At 49.5% G+C, this 18108-nt stretch carries 11 protein-coding genes; 2 read left to right on the top strand and 9 right to left on the bottom strand.

Translation table 11 applies throughout. The annotated features are described in order from the left end of the window. Positions 1-46: 46 nt before the first annotated feature. On the bottom strand, positions 47-628 hold the full coding sequence (locus HGH90_RS09150; protein ID WP_168764291.1) for a PhnA domain-containing protein: 582 nt from the start codon (positions 626-628) through the stop codon (positions 47-49). A gap of 241 nt (positions 629-869) precedes the next feature. Here HGH90_RS09150 and HGH90_RS09145 point away from each other — a divergent pair, with 241 nt between their 5' ends. Then, positions 870-2306: an MBOAT family O-acyltransferase gene (locus HGH90_RS09145; RefSeq protein ID WP_169190922.1), complete on the top strand. Its 1437-nt coding sequence runs from the start codon at positions 870-872 to the stop codon at positions 2304-2306. A gap of 2 nt (positions 2307-2308) precedes the next feature. Continuing rightward, positions 2309-3253 (top strand): DUF1574 family protein, encoded by a 945-nt coding sequence (locus HGH90_RS09140; RefSeq protein ID WP_168764293.1) that lies wholly within the window; start codon positions 2309-2311, stop codon positions 3251-3253. A 3-nt stretch (positions 3254-3256) separates the two neighbouring features. Here HGH90_RS09140 and HGH90_RS09135 read toward each other — a convergent pair whose 3' ends face one another. The 8 genes from HGH90_RS09135 to HGH90_RS09100 form a co-directional block, all read right to left on the bottom strand. Further along, positions 3257-4258, bottom strand: a complete 1002-nt coding sequence (locus tag HGH90_RS09135) for a Gfo/Idh/MocA family protein (protein WP_168764294.1) — start codon at positions 4256-4258, stop codon at positions 3257-3259. A 10-nt stretch (positions 4259-4268) separates the two neighbouring features. Further along, positions 4269-5465: a nucleoside permease gene (locus tag HGH90_RS09130; RefSeq protein WP_168764295.1), complete on the bottom strand. Its 1197-nt coding sequence runs from the start codon at positions 5463-5465 to the stop codon at positions 4269-4271. 3 nt (positions 5466-5468) lie between these two features. Then, positions 5469-8561, bottom strand: a complete 3093-nt coding sequence (locus HGH90_RS09125) for a PQQ-dependent sugar dehydrogenase (RefSeq protein WP_169190921.1) — start codon at positions 8559-8561, stop codon at positions 5469-5471. Positions 8562-8625: 64 nt separating this feature from the next. Beyond that, positions 8626-10227, bottom strand: coding sequence for a RagB/SusD family nutrient uptake outer membrane protein (locus HGH90_RS09120; RefSeq protein WP_168764297.1), 1602 nt, complete (start codon positions 10225-10227; stop codon positions 8626-8628). An 18-nt stretch (positions 10228-10245) separates the two neighbouring features. Continuing rightward, positions 10246-13725 carry a TonB-dependent receptor gene (locus tag HGH90_RS09115; protein ID WP_169190920.1) on the bottom strand — a complete coding sequence of 1160 codons (3480 nt, stop codon included), beginning with the start codon at positions 13723-13725 and terminating at the stop codon, positions 10246-10248. Between the two features lie 190 nt (positions 13726-13915). Further along, entirely contained in the window at positions 13916-14920 is a 1005-nt protein-coding gene (locus tag HGH90_RS09110) for a FecR family protein (RefSeq protein ID WP_168764299.1), read from the bottom strand. A gap of 95 nt (positions 14921-15015) precedes the next feature. Beyond that, entirely contained in the window at positions 15016-15603 is a 588-nt protein-coding gene (locus HGH90_RS09105; protein ID WP_168764300.1) for an RNA polymerase sigma-70 factor, read from the bottom strand. Positions 15604-15752: 149 nt separating this feature from the next. Continuing rightward, on the bottom strand, positions 15753-18092 hold the full coding sequence (locus HGH90_RS09100; protein WP_169190919.1) for a PDZ domain-containing protein: 2340 nt from the start codon (positions 18090-18092) through the stop codon (positions 15753-15755). Positions 18093-18108 lie beyond the last annotated feature (16 nt).

Below are 18108 nucleotides of genomic sequence, written 5' to 3'. Positions count from 1 at the left end.
GGAGCCGCGCAATGTGTGGCTCCTTTCTCTTTATAGCGGTAACAGGTTATGCTTGTTTTCTCAGGTATTTGGTGAGAATAACGATTAGCTGACCTTCTATTTTTCCTTCAATTTGTCCGGTATTATCTTCTACGAGGCGGATATTTTTGACGACGGTACCCATTTTGGCATTCAGGGTAGATCCTTTTACATCGAGGGATTTGGTGAGTATTACCGTATCGCCATTTTGCAGGATGGCGCCGTTGCTGTCCCTGTGGAGGTCCACGGCGGCATCGCTTTCATGGTCGCCGGTAGCTTTGGCCCAAGCCAGCGCTTCATCGTTGAGATAAATCATGTCGAGGCTTTCCATGGCCCAGCTTTCATGTCTTAAACGCTGGAGCATGCGCCAGGAAACGATCTGTATGCCGGGGACTTCGCTCCACATGGAGGTAGTCAGGCATTGCCAGTGATTACTATCCAGTTCTGCTTTACGAGCTATCTGCGATTGACAGGTGTCGCAGATAAGGATGCAATTATCCTGGTCAGCATAGGATTGCGGAGGAACCTCATATACGGTTAACGTAGCAGCAGCCTGGCATAACTCGCACTGGTGATTGGCCCTTTCCTGTAATAGTTCATTCAACTTCATAATATCCCTTTGAAAATGTCCGCAAAGGTAATCTTTTTTCCAGGGATACGGATGATTCTGCTCCCGCACACCACGTGTGGCGGGGAAACGGCATCAAATTTCAAGGTAATTGCGGATGGGTTGTTGTTATCTTATTTTTTACCTAGCTTCGCGAATTCTAATAAATCCTGTCCCATCAAATAATTTTGTGATACCTATGAAATTGACCTACAAAATTTTTAGGAAAAAATAAACCTGTTTCATGCTCTTTAACTCGATAAACTTTGTCATCTTTTTACCTATTGTGCTGGCACTTTATTGGTTTGTCACGAATAAAAGCCTGAAACTGCAGAATGCTTTGCTGCTGGTATCCAGCTATTTCTTTTACGCCTGCTGGGATTACCGCTTTCTTTTCCTGCTTATCTTTTCCACCCTGCTGGATTATTTTACGGGCCTGAAGATGGCAGAAGCGCGGACACCGGCCATCAAAAAAAGTTGGTTCTGGCTGAGTGTATGCATCAACCTGGGGTTCCTGGGGGTATTTAAATATTTCAATTTTTTTGCGGCCTCTTTTGCCCAGGCTTTATCGCTGGTTGGATTGCATACCAGTCCCTGGGTATTGCATATCGTGTTACCGGTGGGTATCTCCTTTTATACCTTCCACGGGTTGTCTTATGTGATAGATATTTATAAAGACAGGATCAAGCCGGAAAAAGACTTTGTGACGTATTCTGTGTTTGTGAGCTTTTTCCCCCTGTTGGTGGCAGGTCCTATTGAAAGGGCCACTCATCTGCTCCCGCAGATTAAACGGGAACGTCACTTTAATTACAGCCAGGCAATAGATGGATTGAAGCAGATTTTGTGGGGTATGTTCAAGAAAGTGGTGATAGCGGACAACTGCGCTTACTATGCCAACATGATTTTTAACAATGCCGGCGATTATTCCGGCAGTACACACGTTATCGGCGCTTTATTTTTTACGTTCCAAATCTATTGTGACTTTTCCGGCTACTCAGATATTGCTTTAGGTACGGCCAAACTTTTTGGGATAGACTTACTACGTAACTTTGCCTATCCTTATTTTTCCAGGGATATAGCTGAGTTTTGGCGCCGCTGGCATATATCGCTGTCGTCATGGTTCCGTGACTACCTGTATATTCCGTTGGGAGGTAGTAAGGGAGGCACCTGGATGCGGGTGAGAAACACGTTTATCATTTTCTTGGTGAGTGGGTTCTGGCATGGCGCCAACTGGACGTTTATTGTGTGGGGCGGATTAAATGCCTTGTTCATCCTGCCGCTGATTATTTCCAAGAACAATCGTAATCACCTGGAAATAGTTGCCCAGGGCCGAACCTGGCCAACTATGAGGGAGGCCATCAATATGGTGCTCACCTTCGCACTAGCTAACCTTGCCTGGATTGTTTTCCGGTCAGAAAACATAGGCCAGGCCTGGGATTTTATTGCGAAAATATTTTCACGCTCGCTGTTTACCGTACCGGAAGTAATGCCGGTAAAAATTTTTGTACTGATATTTATCTTTATGGTCATTGAGTGGATGGGAAGAGAAGAACAATATGCCATTGCCCGCCTGGCGATACGCCGGCCGAGGTTGGTCCGCTGGTCGGTGTACTATGCCATTATTTTCTGCATTTTCTATTTTGCCGGTACTGATCAGCAATTTATTTATTTCCAGTTTTAGACATGAAAAAAATACTTAAGAAGATAGCTATTTTCCTGTTGCCTATCATCGTGCTGGCACTGGTATTCGAAGTGTTGCTACGCCGCATTCCCAATGAATATGCGTATAAGCGGCATTATATGGAGCAGCATGCCGACAGTATTGAAACGCTGTTCCTCGGCAGCTCACATGCTTACCTCGGCATCAATCCTGCATTTATCAGCGGCAACAGTTTTAATGCCGCTATCAGCAGCCAGAGCATTGATTACGACCTTGAAATATTGAAGAAATTTGCGCCACAGCTCACACATCTGAAGCATGTGGTGTTACCCATCTCCTATTTCACCTTGTTTACGAATTTATCTGAAGCCAGTGAATCATGGCGGGTGAAATATTATATGCTCTATTTTCAGCTGCACAGCTCTAAAAGGCCAACCGACTACACCGAAATATTGACCGGTAGCCTGGAGCTGAATATTAAAAGGCTGATCCTTTATTACCTATTAAAGCGGGAAAGCGTGGGCTGCACTGCGCTGGGTTGGCAAATCCCCTTCCAAAAAATGCAGGATGTAGCTGCCACCGGGCTGGAAGGCGCCAAAAAGCACACCAATAAAAACAGGGCATTGTATGAAACGCAAAAGGCTATCTTGAATGAAATCATCTCTATAGCTAAACAAAAAAATGCTACAGTCCTCTTCTATACGCCGCCTGCTTATCCCACCTACTACAATCACCTCGATACCGCACAGCTATCATTGACCTTGCGTACCATTGATCAATTGGTGAGCAATAACGACAATGTTTACTATCACAATTTCCTGCGGGATTCGTCTTTCACGATACAGGACTTCTACGATGGCGACCATATGAATGGCCCCGGCGCAGAAATCCTGAGTAAAAAAATAGATACCCTGCTGAGAGATATAGATGCTGTAAAGTTGCAACAGCAGGTGAATGTAAGCCGTTGACCATTATCCGTTCAACGTCACCGCAGCACCGTTTTTCCGCTTGCTTTCATCCGCCGCCTCCATGAACGCCATCATCTCGATGGTTTCTTCCGGTTTTACCGGCGGGATACCGGTTTGAAAGAATTGGGTGATCTGCCCCACCAGGGGCTGATAGGAGTTAAAATCACCGATCGCTGCAATGGCTTTTTCACCAAAGGCATGGCCACCAAAGCCATAGGGGCCTTTTTTCACGCCCCGCAAAGTGGCTATACGTCCGTCGTTCCAAACGGCGGTGATATGATCCATATCTGTTTCCGTAGTACGGGTCAGGCGTTTACAGCCCGTCCCCATGAGGGCATAAAGCATTTCCACACCATGAATGCCGTACCAAAACAAATCGGGGTGTGTTTTTTCCGTGGGTGAAGGCGTATAAATATCCACACCGGTTACTTTTCCAATGCTCCCTCCATTCACCTGCCGGATGCTGTCGATAAAGCGAAGAGCGGAAGAAGAAAATACGGGAACATGGTATTGAGCCGCTGCCTTAAAAATAGCTTTCGTATCTGCCAGGGAGGCTGACATCGGCTTGTCTATAAACAGGCGTTTCCCCGCTTTCAGCACCGGTAAAGCCTGTTCCAGGTGCACTCTCCCATCGTTGGATTCCAGCAGCACCACATCACATTTTTTCAGCAATGCATCGATAGTATCCACAATTTCAACGTTCATTTCCTTTATCTTAGCCAGGTTGCCCGGCACCATCTCCAGGCTGGAGGCAATGTCCTTACTGCCCTGTACATAGGCTACGGTGACATGATATCCCAAAAATGCAGGATCAGGGCTGGCAGCATTCAACATTTTGGTGAACTCCACACTATGCGACGTATCCAGTCCTATAATACCCACTCTCCGCTGACCGGCCAGGGGTATAGCGCCCATGAGTGGTTGCGCAGCGGCGGTTAGCCCTAATCCAATTCCTGTAATAGCGGTGTTCCGGATAAACTGCCGGCGATTGTATGGATGATTCATTGCAATGACTTTAATTTTTATGATGATGATCTTTAAAAAAACACCCGAAGAATACTAATACTATCCCGGAGATAACCGCCGGCACCAGCCAAATAGATGCCCAGTGATAATGTATCATTTCTCCTGTTTTACTGCTGTATAACTGTGCCGTAAAGCCCGATACATAGGACCCTATCAGCATGCCCACCCCATAGGTGGCGAAAGTAATGAGCCCCTGTGCCGCACTCTTTACAGCTTCCCCGGCTTTGTGGTTGGTATATATCTGCCCTGTTACGAAAAAGAAATCGTAGCATACGCCATGCAGGAGGATGCCAGCATACAGCATCCAGGCGCTGGTATCATTATCGCCCAGGGCGAAGAAGACATAGCGCATAATCCAGCAGCCCATGCCCAACAGCATCATTTTCTTTACCCCCAGCCGGCTAAACAGGAGGGGCATCAACAACATAAATCCCATTTCCGATACCTGCCCCAGGGTCATTTTACCCGCCGCATTTACCATGCCTTTATCGTTGAGAAAAGGATTGGCCAGGCTGTAATAAAAAGCCAGCGGAATGCAGATAGTAATGGCTGTAATAAAAAACACACCGTACCGACGGTCCTTGAAGAGTACCAGTGCATCGAGACCGATTACGTCCGACAACATCACCTTTTTTCGTACAGGCGGCGCTGGCGGCAGGGAAAAGCTGTAAATACCCAGCAACAGGGAGCAGACGGCGGCTATACGAAAAGGTATGGCGGTGGCTTCTATACCCAGGGAACCTATCAGCAGCCCTGCTATGATCCATCCTACGGTGCCGAATACACGTACGGAGGGGAATTCCCTGCCAGCATCCGTCATCTGGCGGAAGGAGATGGCATTGGCTAACGACATCGTAGGCATGTATAACAGGGTATATAAGAGAATCAGCCACCAAAAGCCATTAAATCCTGGTACTACACTTAACCAGCAGAGTATCGCCGCTCCTGTTATATGCAGGACCGCCAGTACATGTTGTGCTGCAAAGAACCGGTCGGCTACCATCCCTACAAAAAAAGGAGAGATCATGGCGGCAACCGACAGGTTGGCGTAGGCGGCGCCTACCTGTACGGCATTGGCTTTGAGTGCTGTAATCAGGTAAGTGCCCATGGTAACATACCATGCTCCCCAGGTGAAGTATTGCAGGAGCATGAGTATGGATAAACGAATACGAATGGCTACAGGCATATGTTAATGTTGATTTGAAAACTTCAGCCAATCGATGTTAAAAAGGTGGCCTTCTTTTCCATCTGTACTTTTGAAAAGGCAATAGATATCATGCAGTCCTGTTACCGGTTTCACGGGGGCAGCCACCACCTTCCAACCGGTTTTAGCATCGGGCGCTTTGCCCGGGGCAATGGTCAGCTGGCTGATCAATGCACCATCGGGTTTGTCGAGACGCATTTCTATCACCCCTCCCATACCTTGTTCCTGTATATTGTATTGTACGCTTTGTATGCCATCGAGGTAGAGATGATTGAAGCGTACAAAATTGTTGTGATACGGAAGACCGTAACTGAGTGCCAGCGTGGTTTGCGTGGTGAGAAATACTTTGGCTTCGTCGGCATCTTCGATTTGCAGCAACGGATCTCTCAGCATAATATGGTCACGCGTGGTGATTGGCGCTATCCCGTTAGCGCCTTTATCGGTGTAGGTAGCCATGAGCAGGTAAGCGCCTTCGTGCCCTTTGCCGGTATGCTTACCCAGTGGTAAATCGCCTTGCAGGGGGATGGAGGCAGTACTGGCGCCCAGGGAAAGAATGTATTTCACGATTTCCTGCGCGTCTGTTTTGGACATATCAGGATGCGACGACATGGTACGGCCGCCCCAGTTACCGCTGCCGCCGGCAATAACCTTGGCTGCCAGTTTATTGATTGTAGGTTCGTTGGCGTTATAGCGGTGCGCGATGTCTACTAATGCCGGGCCTACCGAAGTGGCTTTCTCGGCGTGACAGGCTTTACAATCGAGCGACCAGAACAACTGGCTGCCTTTGGCAAATTCCGGGTTAAGTCCCGCGCTACTGCCTTTGGCCAGCACCAGTGCCAGGTCTTTCCCTATAGGCAGGTAATCGAAGCTTACCTGTACCTTGCTGCTGTCAATCTTTCCGTCTTCCGGATCTTTCACACTTACCTGGTAATTGAGTACGGCATTGTCCCAATAGAAGCTGCGATTAGCGGTGGTATTGATCTGTACTACCGGCGGCGTATTACCTACTTTAACATCGGCGGTAGCAGTACCGGTACCACCATGATCATCCATTACCGTGAGTGTTACTTTATAACTCCCGGGCTGTGTGAAGGTGTGTTGCACCTCCACGCCCTTCAGCTGTTGATCTCCTATTTTCCAGGTATAGGTCAACTGGTCATTTTTATCGTAATCGAGTGAGGCGGCGGCGGAAAGATGGGCGGTAAACGGCGCTGCACCGTATTGTTGCGGTATGCTGATAGTAGCTACCGGGTTACGATTTCCTTCTGCATAAGTAATCTGTACCAGTTTGGCATCGGAGTTTTTAGCAAACCAGTTGGTACCGTATTCCAGCATGTAAATACTGCCATCGGGGGCAATCTGCATATCTACTGGGGCGGCAAACGGAATATGTTCCAGGAAAGGCTCCATACGGAGGTAGTTGCCTTCCTTATCCATGGTAACTGCCATGATCCAATGTCTTACCCAGTCGTAGAAAAAAAGTTTGCCGTTATAGTAGTCCGATAGTTTGTAAGGGGCATTTTTATATAGGTCGCTGTAAAAGACCGGGCCAGCCATGGCCGATTCTCCTCCTTTACCCAACATAGGAAATATGGGCGACCGGGCATCGCTGTACCAGATCATGGCTGGTTGCGCGGGTGGAAGGTTTTTGACGCCGGTGTTGTTGGGTGAGCTGTTGACCGGATGTTGCGGATCTTTTATTGGGCGTTCTTTTTTTGCAGCATAGTCCCATAACGGGTACGGCTGATTGTTGCCGTTGAAGTAAGGCCATCCAAAAAAGCCTGGTTTCCGTGCCTGGTTGAGCTCATCGAAGCTTACGGTGTTACCTTCCGGAGAAGGTACTTTGGTGTCGGGCCCGATGTCGCCCCAGTATACAAATGCGTTTTTCATGTCTACGTGAAAACGGTAAGGGTTGCGACATCCCATCACGTATATTTCGGAACGGCCCTGCGAGCCATCTTTCGGGAAGAGATTTCCATCCGGGATCGAATAGCTGCCATCTTCTTCCGGTTTGATGCGTAAAATTTTTCCCCTGAGATCTTTGCTGTTGGCGGCGCTGGCCTGATCATCAGACAGTTCCCGGCCTTTTCTTTCATCTACGGGGGTATATCCTTCGGTTTCCTCTGCGTTGGTATTATCGCCGATGGAGAGATATAGCAGACCGCCCGGCCCGAATGCCAGGTATCCTGCGGAGTGGCAGCAGTAGCGGCGTTGCGTAGGTACTTCCATCATTACTTTTTCAGAAGCTTTGTCGAGCGTATCGCCGTGCAGCTCCATCCGTACCAGTTTATTGAACCACTTTTCGCCGGCGGGTGCATAGTAAAAATATACGCGGTGATTACTTTTAAAGTTAGGGTCCAGCGCTGCGCCCAGCAGGCCATCTTCTATACCGCTGAATACATCGAAATGCCCGATGTTTTTTGTTTGGTGCTGCCGGGCGTCGTATAGTTTTACGGCGCCTTTACGTTCGATAAACAATACATTTCCTTCGGGGAGAATACACATTTCCATGGGTTCATCCAGGCCATGATCGAGCACGGTATAGGTGTAGCGGCTCGTATCGGGCGGGAGCAGGGTAAGCGATTGTTTATAATCGGGTAAAGCGTTATCGCCGATGAGATAGGTCAATGCGGTCAGGAAGCTAACTGCATCAGCGTTGGGAGCGAGCAGGTATAACCTGCCATCGTCCTGTTTGAGTGCTTTGCCGGTGGGTAAACTTGTCCATTCCTTTATCCATGGCCAGTCTTTGCGTAGTGCGGTGGTATCTTTCACAGCGAGTATGCCACCACCGCCGGATTCAGCATAGCGCTTCAATGCCGGCACCTGCCGGAAGTCGAGACTATCAGATAAAGAAAAGGGCAAACAAACCGCGCTGAACTCCCGGAGCGAGTCTTCCTGGAACAGGTGCCGGTCGCCCGTTAGCACCAGTTGCCAGCCTTCTTTAGCGGCAGCAGCCTGTATTTGTTTCACCCATCCGCTATCGCGCAGGGTGGCATAACATAAAATCCTGGTAGTACTTCTCCTGGAGGTACAGGCAAAAAGCAGTACCAGCAACAACAGTGGACAAAGCTTTCTCATAGTTCTCTGAAATAAAAATATAACCGGCTGAAAGGAGGGCTTTCAGCCGGTTTGGGCCATCGTATTAGTATCCTGGGTTTTGTTTGATAGATCCCCCGCTTTTATCTATTTCCGTTTGCGGAACGGGGAACAGGTATTTATTACCACTGGCAGGTGCTTTGAAGCTATTGCCTTTGCCGTTGGCGTAAGGTTTCGTAGAGAAGTCTTTCATGGTGGTCACATAAATATTCCAGCGCAGCAGGTCGAACAGGCGGCCGTATTCGCCACCCAGTTCTACGCGGCGTTCATGCCTCACTGCCACACGAAGGTCATCGCCGGCCGTAACCGGGCGTAAAGGCGTAGCAGGCACCGTGCGCACCCGGGAAGTGGCTTCCGCATCAGTATGTGGGGAAGCGGCGGCGCGGGTACGTACCTGGTTGATGTAGTTGGCTACGGTTTGTTTATCGCCACCACTTTCCAGCAGCGCTTCTGCATACATCAGTAATACATCAGCATAGCGTATGAGGTGCATGGTCCAGGCGTCGTTGCCCCAGCCCTGGCCGCGGCGGGCCGCTGGCAGAAACACTTTGCGGTTATGATGACCGGTGTTGGGATAGGTGGAAAAGTCGAGCACTTCCTGTCCGCCGGGTTTAGGAAATACATCGCCCTGGTCGAGGATGGTGAACAGCACGCGGGGATCGCCGGGTTCAAAGGCATCGAGCAGCGACTGGGTGGGGCAATCGAAGCCCCATCCGCCGGCGCTGCGGGGCGAGCAATATACAGGCTGGGTGGAGCCATAGATAAAGGCGGCAGGATCGTCGCCAAAGATCAGTGGGAAAACGCATTCCCTGCTTTTATAACCATCTTTCAAAAACAGTTGCTGGTATTGTGGTTCCAGGATGAAGGCCTGGGAGTCGATCACTTTTTTAGCCGCGTCTCTTGCTTTAGCATAGAGTGTTTTATCATCTTCTGCGAAGAAGAGGTAGGCCCTTGCCAGCAGCGCCCAGGCGGCTTCTTTGGTAGCGCGGCCCTGCTCTCCATCGGGCATATCCTTGCGGGAAGGGAGTGCGGCATCGTTGGCGGCGGCCTCCAGTTCACTGGTAATAAACTGGAATACTTCCTGGGAAGACGCACGTACAATTTTGTTGCGGTCATCTACGCCCAGGGTTTTAGTGACCAAAGGCACTCCACCAAAAATGCGTACCAAATCCAGGTAATAATAGGCGCGCAGGTAACGTACTTCAGCGAGGTAACGCTTCCGGATATTTTCGTCCAGTTTAACGCCATTGTTATCGAGGAGCGGTGCATCGGGCAGATGTTCCAGTGCTACGTTGCAGCTGCCGATACCGTTGTAGCAGGCTTTCCAGAGATTGGAGAGGGTTTCATTATTGGAAAGGGTACGGCCAAATCCCAGGTCGAGTACAAAGGGTCGATCGTTGCCATCGGAGCCTCCTTTATCACTTTCGTCGGTGGCCATATTGCCCAGCTCCGCGATGGCGGCCTGGTAACCCCAGAAGTCATAAAATCCCAGGTAGCAGTTGACAACAGTTTTGAAACCGGCGCCGGGCGACTGGTAAAAATTCTCATCTGTTTGCCTGCCCAGTGGTGGCCTGTTGAGGTAATCTTTAGCACAGGAAGTGACGAGCAAAACAGCTATTAAGGGTAAAGAATATACGAATTTTTTCATGAGTGGCAGTGTTAGTGATTAAAACTTGGCATTCAGTCCGATCATATACGTGCGGGCCTGTGGGAAATATCCCTGGTCGATACCCATTAGCTTAGGATCGCTGCTACCCATTTCCGGGTCTAACCCACTGTATTTCGTAAAGGTGAACAGGTTTTGTGCACCTACGTATAGCCGTAGCTGTGGTATACGCGCACGTTCCAGCCAGTTGGCGGGGAAGTTATATCCCAGTTGTATATTTTTCAGGCGCAGGTAAGAACCGTCTTCCACGAAGTAATCAGACACGCTGTTGTTCAACGCTGCCACAGAAGAAATTTTGTAGTACTTGTTGGTAGACCCGGGGCCGTTCCAGGACTTTTCCAGGAAGCCTTTGGGCGCGTTATACCAGCCGGTGCCGGCTTCTGTATCATAGCGCAGGATGTTCATCACATCATTGCCCTGGGAGCCCTGCCAAAACATGCTCAGATCAAAACGTTTGAAGCTGAGATTGATGCTCAGGCCATACACAAAGTCGGGCCAGGGGTTACCGATCATGGTACGGTCGGCCGCATCCAGCTTACCATCGGGGCCGGGCACTACTTTACCGTTGGCATCGTAGCCATTGATATCTTTGAATCGCAGGTCGCCGGGAGAGCTCACTCCTTTCTGCGGGCTTTTATCTACTTCCTCCTGTGTCTGGAAGATGCCGTCTGTTTTCCATCCGAAGTAGTAGCCTACAGGTTTTCCTTCTTCAGTTTTGCTGATCACTTCACCCAAATGAGCAGTGGAGTACACGGGTTCTCCACCGCCCATTGTCAACACCTCATTTTTAAACGTGGAAATATTAGCGCGAACATTGTAAGAGAAATCGCCAAAGGTATGGTGGTGGCCGATGGATAATTCCCAGCCTTTATTCACCATGCTGCCGGCATTTTTCCAGAAAGGAATATCTACAGGGTAAGCCATAGTAGCTGGTAGTGGTACTACTACCAACATATTGTTTACCCGTTTATTGAAATAGTCGACGGTTACGTCCAGTTCACTGTTAAACAGCTGGAGTTCCAGGGCCACATCGGCCTGGTTGGATGTTTCCCATTGCAGGGAAGGATTGGCCATGGTTTTACGTTCGGCGCCCAGGTATCCAGTGCTGGTGTTTCCGAAAATGTAGCGCTGATAGGTGTTACCGTAGGTAGACAGATAGAGGCCACTGCCCGTACCAGTGTATTGGTTACCGATAGAACCGTAGCTGGCGCGCAGTTTACCGCTGCTCAGCCAGGAGATGCCGGCATCTTTTACGAAGTTTTCTTCCGTAAACCGCCAGGCAGCAGAGGCAGATGGGAATGTACCCCAGCGATAGCCTTCTCCAAAGTTGGAGGTGCCATCGCGGCGTACGTTGGCCGCCAGGATGTAGCGGTCGGCATACACGTAGTTGATACGCCCGAAGAAAGACTGCATGGCGCTGGAGTACGTATAGCCGGAAGCGTTAGGATTCAGCGTAGCCACATCGATGATGCGCATATCATAATCATTGTTCACTATTCCCTGCTTGGAAGCAGCGTAGGACAAACCTTTGGTGAGTTCTGCCGAAATACCTGCCAGGGCGGTAATATGGTGATTACCAAAAATTTTGTCGAAGTTGAGCGTATTTTCCCATACAAAATAATTACTCCAGGAAGAGTTATTACTGATGGTATTGTAAGTGCTGTAATCAAAAGCATTCAGGAAAAAGGATGGCGTAAATCCTTTAGAGATCCCTCTTCCCAGGTCCAGGCCGAAGTTGCTGCGGAACATCAGTGGGTCAATAATTTTAACATCGAGGGCAGCGCCGCCTTTTACTGCGATGCCTTCCCATACTGATTGTTGCATGCGTTCCACTTGCCCTAGCGGGTTAGGTTTGTTGGAATAGAGGATACCAGCGTATTGCGAGTACGGGTTGTTAGCTTCATAACCATCCATGATGCTGCTAAAGAAAGCAGGTACATTTTTGAGCTGATTGCGGTATACCGGTGTTATCGGATCTGCTGTCATGGCGCTAAAGATGGTGCCGGTAAAAGGGTTGTTTTCATCAACATTGCGGCGGCTTTCATAGATGAGGCCAACGTTGGTAGTAAGTTTTACCCGGGGGCTGATATCTGCGCCTACATTGGTTCTCCAGGAAATGCGTTCATAATCGGAGCCTTTCACGATACCTTCCTGTTTCATATATCCTGCGCTGGTAGCATAAACGATATTCTTGCCGGCGCCGGTGAGTCCTACGTTATAGCTTTGCATAGGCGCATTGTCGCGGATAATTTCTTTCCACCAATCGGTGCCATTGGGACTGCCGGTGTTTTCCGCCACGAACTTTAGTACTTCCGCTTTTTTCTCCGGTGTATTTAAGCTGGTGGGCATGGGAGAATTACCGGCGGTGGCGGCTCTTTGTTTATATTCGATGAACTCGGCGGCGTTGAGCATGTGGGGCCTTTTCCAGGCAGACTGCATGCCGGTGTAGCTGTCGAAGGTGACGTGCATTTTTTGTTCCGTGCGACTGCCTTTACGGGTAGTGATGATTACCACGCCGTTGGAGGCCCTGGCGCCGTAGATGGCAGAAGTAGAGGCATCTTTCAGGATATCCATCGACTCGATGTCGTTGGGATTGAGCCAGCCGATATCTGTTTGTGGTAAGCCGTCTACGATATACAGGGGGCTGTTGCTGCCGGTGATAGAACCAATACCGCGGATACGTACTACGGGAGCCGATCCGGGGCTACCACTGCTTTGCACCACGGTTACGCCGGTGGCTTTGCCTTGTAAGGCTTCACCCGCATTGCGTACCGGCACATTGCGCAGGTCGGCACTGCTAACGGAGCTGATGGCGCCCGTTACGTCTTTTTTCTTCTGGGTACCATATCCTACTACTACAATTTCATTTAAGCCGCTGGTAGATTCTTCCAGTACAATATATAAAGGTTGGTTGGGAACAGCGATGGCTTCTTTGGGTTCATAGCCCATGTAGGTAAATACCAGCGTGGCGCCGGCGGGGGCCATGACGGAGAAGTTGCCATCGGCGCCTGTTACTGCGCCGGTGCTGGCGCCTTTTACCTTTACAGATACGCCAATCAGGGCATGTCCTTTCGCATCTTCCACGCGCCCGGTGATTTTATCTGCTGCAGAGGCTTCGTTGCGGGGCGCAATTACTACCAGGTTATTATCTATGATTTTATATGCGAAGGCGCTATCCAACACCCGGCTCATAATTTCGGAGAGCCTGGCATTTTTCACCTGCAGGTTTATTTTGCCCAGCTGCCGGATGGTATTGTAGTTGTAAAAGAACCGGTAGTCGCTTTCCTGCTGGATTTTCTCAAAAATTTTATCTGCGTCCGTTTTCACGAAGGACAAGGTGAACTTCTCCTGTGAAAACACAGTAGCAGACGCATGCAGGCAGGATATCAGCACCACGACAAAACACAACTTCATAATGAGGAATAGTTTGAGTGTCTGGCGGAGCGCATAGGATGCCCTGCCAAATCTTCTTTTTTTCATAGATTTGTTTTAGAAAGGTTTGTAAAGAAGGGAGTAAGTGAAGTTTCGAAGCCTGCTTACCCCTGTTGATACCTATAAGCCTTTTGAGGAAGAGCTCCGCTCTTCCTTTTTTTATGGTTTGGTCAGGTGCTGCAGTTGTTTACGCGTGTTTTCATTACAGGTAGTTTTTGGTTTGATAAAATGTGCGCTGTTATCTAGATATATATACTTGTCGCTGTTGGATACGGAAATGGAAAGGTGTCGTCATCTGTAACAGTTTCAATGCCTTTACGATCCCTTCTTTTTCAAATACCCCGCTGAGTATTTCTTTCTTCAGGCTTTCATCTTCGAAGGAGATGGTGACGTTAAACTGCCGTTCCATTTTCCGGGCTACTGATTCGAAGGTTTCATTTTTGAACACCAGCTTCTGCTCGCGCCAGGCGGTTTCGGCCACCAGGCTATCTTTCCCGTTGATTTCGGCGAAATTGACCAGCGACAGGCTGTCGGTTTTTCCGGTGGTAGATAAAATCAGTTTTTCATGTGGCAACAGGATTACTTTTTTCTCCGGGCTGTTGTGCATCACCACCTGCACCTTCCCTCCCACTACGGCTACCTCTGAGCGGTTATCATCATCGTATGCTTTTATATTAAAGCTGGTGCCCAGTACATGTACATCCAGTTTGCGGGTATGCACTACAAAGGGCCTGGCATCGTCTTTTATTACATCGAGGAATATTTCCCCACTGACATGGATATCACGGTTGTTATTATTAAAGCGCTGGTCGTAGCTCAACTTGCTCCCCGCATTTAGCCATACCGTGGTACCATCGGGTAGCAGCGCTTTCATGGTTTGCCCGAGCGGGGCGGTAATTTCCTGCCGGGAGGCGATAGCAGGGTGCTGCTCACGCCACCACTGCCACCCTATGCCCGTTGCCGTTAGTCCCACTACCGCCGCAGCGGCAGCAGCCCACCAGCCACGTTTAATGCGCAGGGCAGTAACTGGCGCGGCAGACAGACGGGGCGCTATTTTCTCCCAGCCCTGCTCTGCAAATTCTATTTGTCCGGCCGCCTTATTACCCATCCTGTCTATGATGGAAGCTGTGAAAGCTGCACCGGGATCCGCTGCCAGCAATTGATCCAGTTCTTCCAGCTCTTCCTGGCTGGCAGACCGGCTGGCCTTTTTTGCCATCAATACTGCTATTCTTTCAGATTTCATTTCATTCAAATAGGACCTGTGTATAAGGACACGGGGCAAACCGCGATTCCCTAAAAGGGGGGAAAATATTTTTTTTGAGAGATAGAGAGAAGGGCTTAGTCATTCTTTCCGCCGGCATCCGGGAGGGCATGTACGGGGGCAAAACATTGGAGGCGGGCGGCGAGCTTTTTTACGGCAATGGCCAGTTGGGCATCTACCGTTTTAGGAGAGATACCGAGGATGCCTGCCACCTCTTTGTATGATAGTTCATCCTGCTTTACCAGCTTGAAGATCATTTTGCATTTAGGAGGCAATTGTTCTACGGCCGAAGCAATCGCCTGCTGTAGCTCGTGGGTGAGCAGCAACTGCTCCGTGTCAGCTTCGAGCCGGAAATGCTGTACATGGAGCGAGTCGAGATCTGTTTCTGTAAAGATGGAAGACCGGCGAAGCTGGTTTAGCGCGGCATTCTTTACCGCCACATACAGGTACACTCTTATCTGCCCGATCTTATCCAGCTGGTGTCGCTTTTCCCAAAGCTTTACAAATACGTCATTCACTATTTCTTCCGCTGGCTGGCGCTGTTTTACGAAAGCAAAGGCAAACTGGTATAACCTGAATACCTGCTGCTGGTACAGCGCTTTGAAAGCGAGTTGATCATCGTGAAATTGTATGCGGTAAAGTAACTCCTCCATAGTCACGTGCATAGCCACAAAATAAAATTTTTCTGGTAAAAGCGATTACTTTTTAATAAATAATACAAAACCAGCTAGACTATCAAATATTTCTGCAAAAGAAAAAAGCCGGACGACCTCGTTGGTTGTCCGGCTGACGGCAAGTAGCTGTTGAGTTTCGTTTACTTCAGTTTCAGCGTAACTTCCTGCTGCTGTTGGTTACGCATAATCACTACCGGAATACTGCTTTTCCAGGAAGCCCCCTGGGCCAATTCCAGCAGGTCTTTGGCAGTTTTTACAGGATGCCCGCCGGAAGAGATGATCACATCTTTCGCTTTCAGTCCTGAGGCAGCCAGCAGGCTACCGGCATTGGCTGCTACAATGACGACTCCCGACTCATCGGCCAGGCCATAGGCGGAGCGTTCTCCCAGGCCGGAAATGGATTTAATCTTCCCGCCCAGGAAATCAACCGGTACCGCTGCGGCGTCGGGACTGCTGCTCATAAACACCGGGATAACAGGTTTCGCAGCCAGGTTGCGTAACCGGGGCTGCATTACACCAAAGCTATCCATCGGGATGTTATTGAAGCCAATCCGCAGCGCCGGCGAAGTAGCTGCTACGGTATAGTCGCCCTCCTGTGGATTAATGAACTGCGGATCACCGACCACGCTGTGCACATCGGTGCTGTTGCTACGGGCCTCCTGCAATGCCGCATCGTCGGGGAAGAGGTTGTAGTCGATACTTTTGCCCCAGTAATTGATTTCGATAGGAAAATATTTACGGGTAACAATATTGTGTTCAAACACATCACCGCTGTTTTTAAACCATACATGCGGGTGGAAAGAGTTGTTGATCATAATATTGTTTTTCACGATGCGGCCAAAGCCTTCCCGGAGTTTAAGGCCCCCATTGAGGCAAACGTTATTATAGATCTGGTAGTTGGAAGAACCGTCGTCCAGGTCGATATCCCAACCATGATCGCAGCGGAAACGATTATTGCGGATGGTTACCGGTTCCTGTACATCCAGGAATATCAGTTCCGGGTGTACAGCCACCAGGCTGTCCATATACCCGCGGTTGGCAGCCCAGAAGCGGTCGCGCCCCCAAGAGTTAAAGGCGCCATGGTCGCCGGTTTCCAGTACGGTATTAAACACATCATTATAAGCCAGCAGGTGACCGCCGAAACAGCCGTCGCCAATGTTAATACCGGCACGGGGCGTATTATAGATGCTATTATGTGTGACTGCAATATGGGACGAAATTTCTATTTCTACACCCGTTGCTTGTTTTTCTATCTCCCCTACATGATGTACCAGGTTGTTATCAGCCACGCATTCCTGCGGATAGTTATTGCTGGCGGGGCCAGGTGTCTTATCCAGCTGTGCATATGGCGTAAAGTCTTCATAACGGAAATTAGGAGACCGTACTGCTTTGGCATCGCCTACAAACGCAATAGCGCTGGCGCCCACGTGCTGTATTTCGCAACCGCTGATCGTATCATGGCGGTTATAATTGCTCAACATGATGGCGTTGCCTCCTAAGTTAGTGAAGCCGCAGTCGATGATGCGGCAGTTTTCCGTTCCATCAAGCAATACGGCGGCGCCACGGTAGATGGTCCAGTCGCTGCGCAGCAGCGGCTCCTTCGTTTCCATGAAAGTACGCTCATTATGCACAAACTGTAGCCCGCGCAGGGTTATGTTTTTTACTGGTTTAGCGGCGCTGCCTTTTAATACGATACTTTTCTTTAGCCGGGCTACCTCTATGCGGGCGGCAGGCAGTTGAACAGCTGCTGTTGGATAGTAATACAACAAGTGTTGCTGTTGATCAAGAAACCATTCGCCGGGAGCGTCGAGCGCTTCCAGGTTATTTTCCACGAAGCGGAACTCTTTGTGCAGGCCGTTGGGGCGGTTGTTTTGCCAGCCGCCTTCCAGCGCCAGCTGATTATTTTTAACGCCGGTAACGCGGTAGTGGAAGCCTCCCCAGTCGTATGCATGTAACGCATGTACGTAGCTGTTTTCCGGGTGTTTCCATTGGGCTGCCTTTTCCAGGGCGTCGGCGGCGGTGCCATGAAATACTTTAGCGGTGGAATCATAGTTAGGATAGCGGGCCAGTACCTGCAGTTGCCCGTTTATGTACAGGCGTTCAAAAGTAATACCTGTGGGCACTACGGCTTTATAGATCCCGTTTTTGTAAGGTGTCCAGGTGAGCGACAACTTTTGCCCAGCGCTGATAAACACCGGCTCGTTATCGTACGCGCGTATTTCGAGGCTCCTGCAGGCCATGTTGGCGGCCTGCAGGTTGATTTCCTTTTCCAGGTAGTAAGTGCCCCCATGCAGGAGGATAACGGCCTGCTCGTTCTTTCGTTTGATGGCTAATTCCACCGCTTTACCCGGTGTTTTCAAAGGTTGGGCCGCAGTGCCGCTATGGCTGTCATTACCATTGATAGCTACGTGCCAGACAGTTTGTGCTTTCCCCAGGTGGGCGGAGAACAGCATACAACAAAAGAAGAGTAATCGTTTCATATGTTCCTGCGATAAA

Source organism: Chitinophaga sp. Ak27 (assembly GCF_012726295.1).
In the GTDB taxonomy this organism is placed as follows: domain Bacteria; phylum Bacteroidota; class Bacteroidia; order Chitinophagales; family Chitinophagaceae; genus Chitinophaga.
The sequence above is the reverse complement of the archived record's forward strand: the minus strand, read 5'-3'. Positions and strand labels throughout refer to the sequence as shown.

Excerpts from the sequence above, each read along its gene's own strand:
- HGH90_RS09150 (WP_168764291.1), bottom strand. The coding sequence starts at position 628 with ATGAAGTTGAATGAACTATTACAGGAAAGGGCCAATCACCAGTGCGAG.
- HGH90_RS09145 (WP_169190922.1), top strand. The coding sequence starts at position 870 with ATGCTCTTTAACTCGATAAACTTTGTCATCTTTTTACCTATTGTGCTG.
- HGH90_RS09140 (WP_168764293.1), top strand. The coding sequence starts at position 2,309 with ATGAAAAAAATACTTAAGAAGATAGCTATTTTCCTGTTGCCTATCATC.
- HGH90_RS09135 (WP_168764294.1), bottom strand. The coding sequence starts at position 4,258 with ATGAATCATCCATACAATCGCCGGCAGTTTATCCGGAACACCGCTATT.
- HGH90_RS09130 (WP_168764295.1), bottom strand. The coding sequence starts at position 5,465 with ATGCCTGTAGCCATTCGTATTCGTTTATCCATACTCATGCTCCTGCAA.
- HGH90_RS09125 (WP_169190921.1), bottom strand. The coding sequence starts at position 8,561 with ATGAGAAAGCTTTGTCCACTGTTGTTGCTGGTACTGCTTTTTGCCTGT.
- HGH90_RS09120 (WP_168764297.1), bottom strand. The coding sequence starts at position 10,227 with ATGAAAAAATTCGTATATTCTTTACCCTTAATAGCTGTTTTGCTCGTC.
- HGH90_RS09115 (WP_169190920.1), bottom strand. The coding sequence starts at position 13,725 with ATGAAAAAAAGAAGATTTGGCAGGGCATCCTATGCGCTCCGCCAGACA.
- HGH90_RS09110 (WP_168764299.1), bottom strand. The coding sequence starts at position 14,920 with ATGAAATCTGAAAGAATAGCAGTATTGATGGCAAAAAAGGCCAGCCGG.
- HGH90_RS09105 (WP_168764300.1), bottom strand. The coding sequence starts at position 15,603 with ATGCACGTGACTATGGAGGAGTTACTTTACCGCATACAATTTCACGAT.
- HGH90_RS09100 (WP_169190919.1), bottom strand. The coding sequence starts at position 18,092 with ATGAAACGATTACTCTTCTTTTGTTGTATGCTGTTCTCCGCCCACCTG.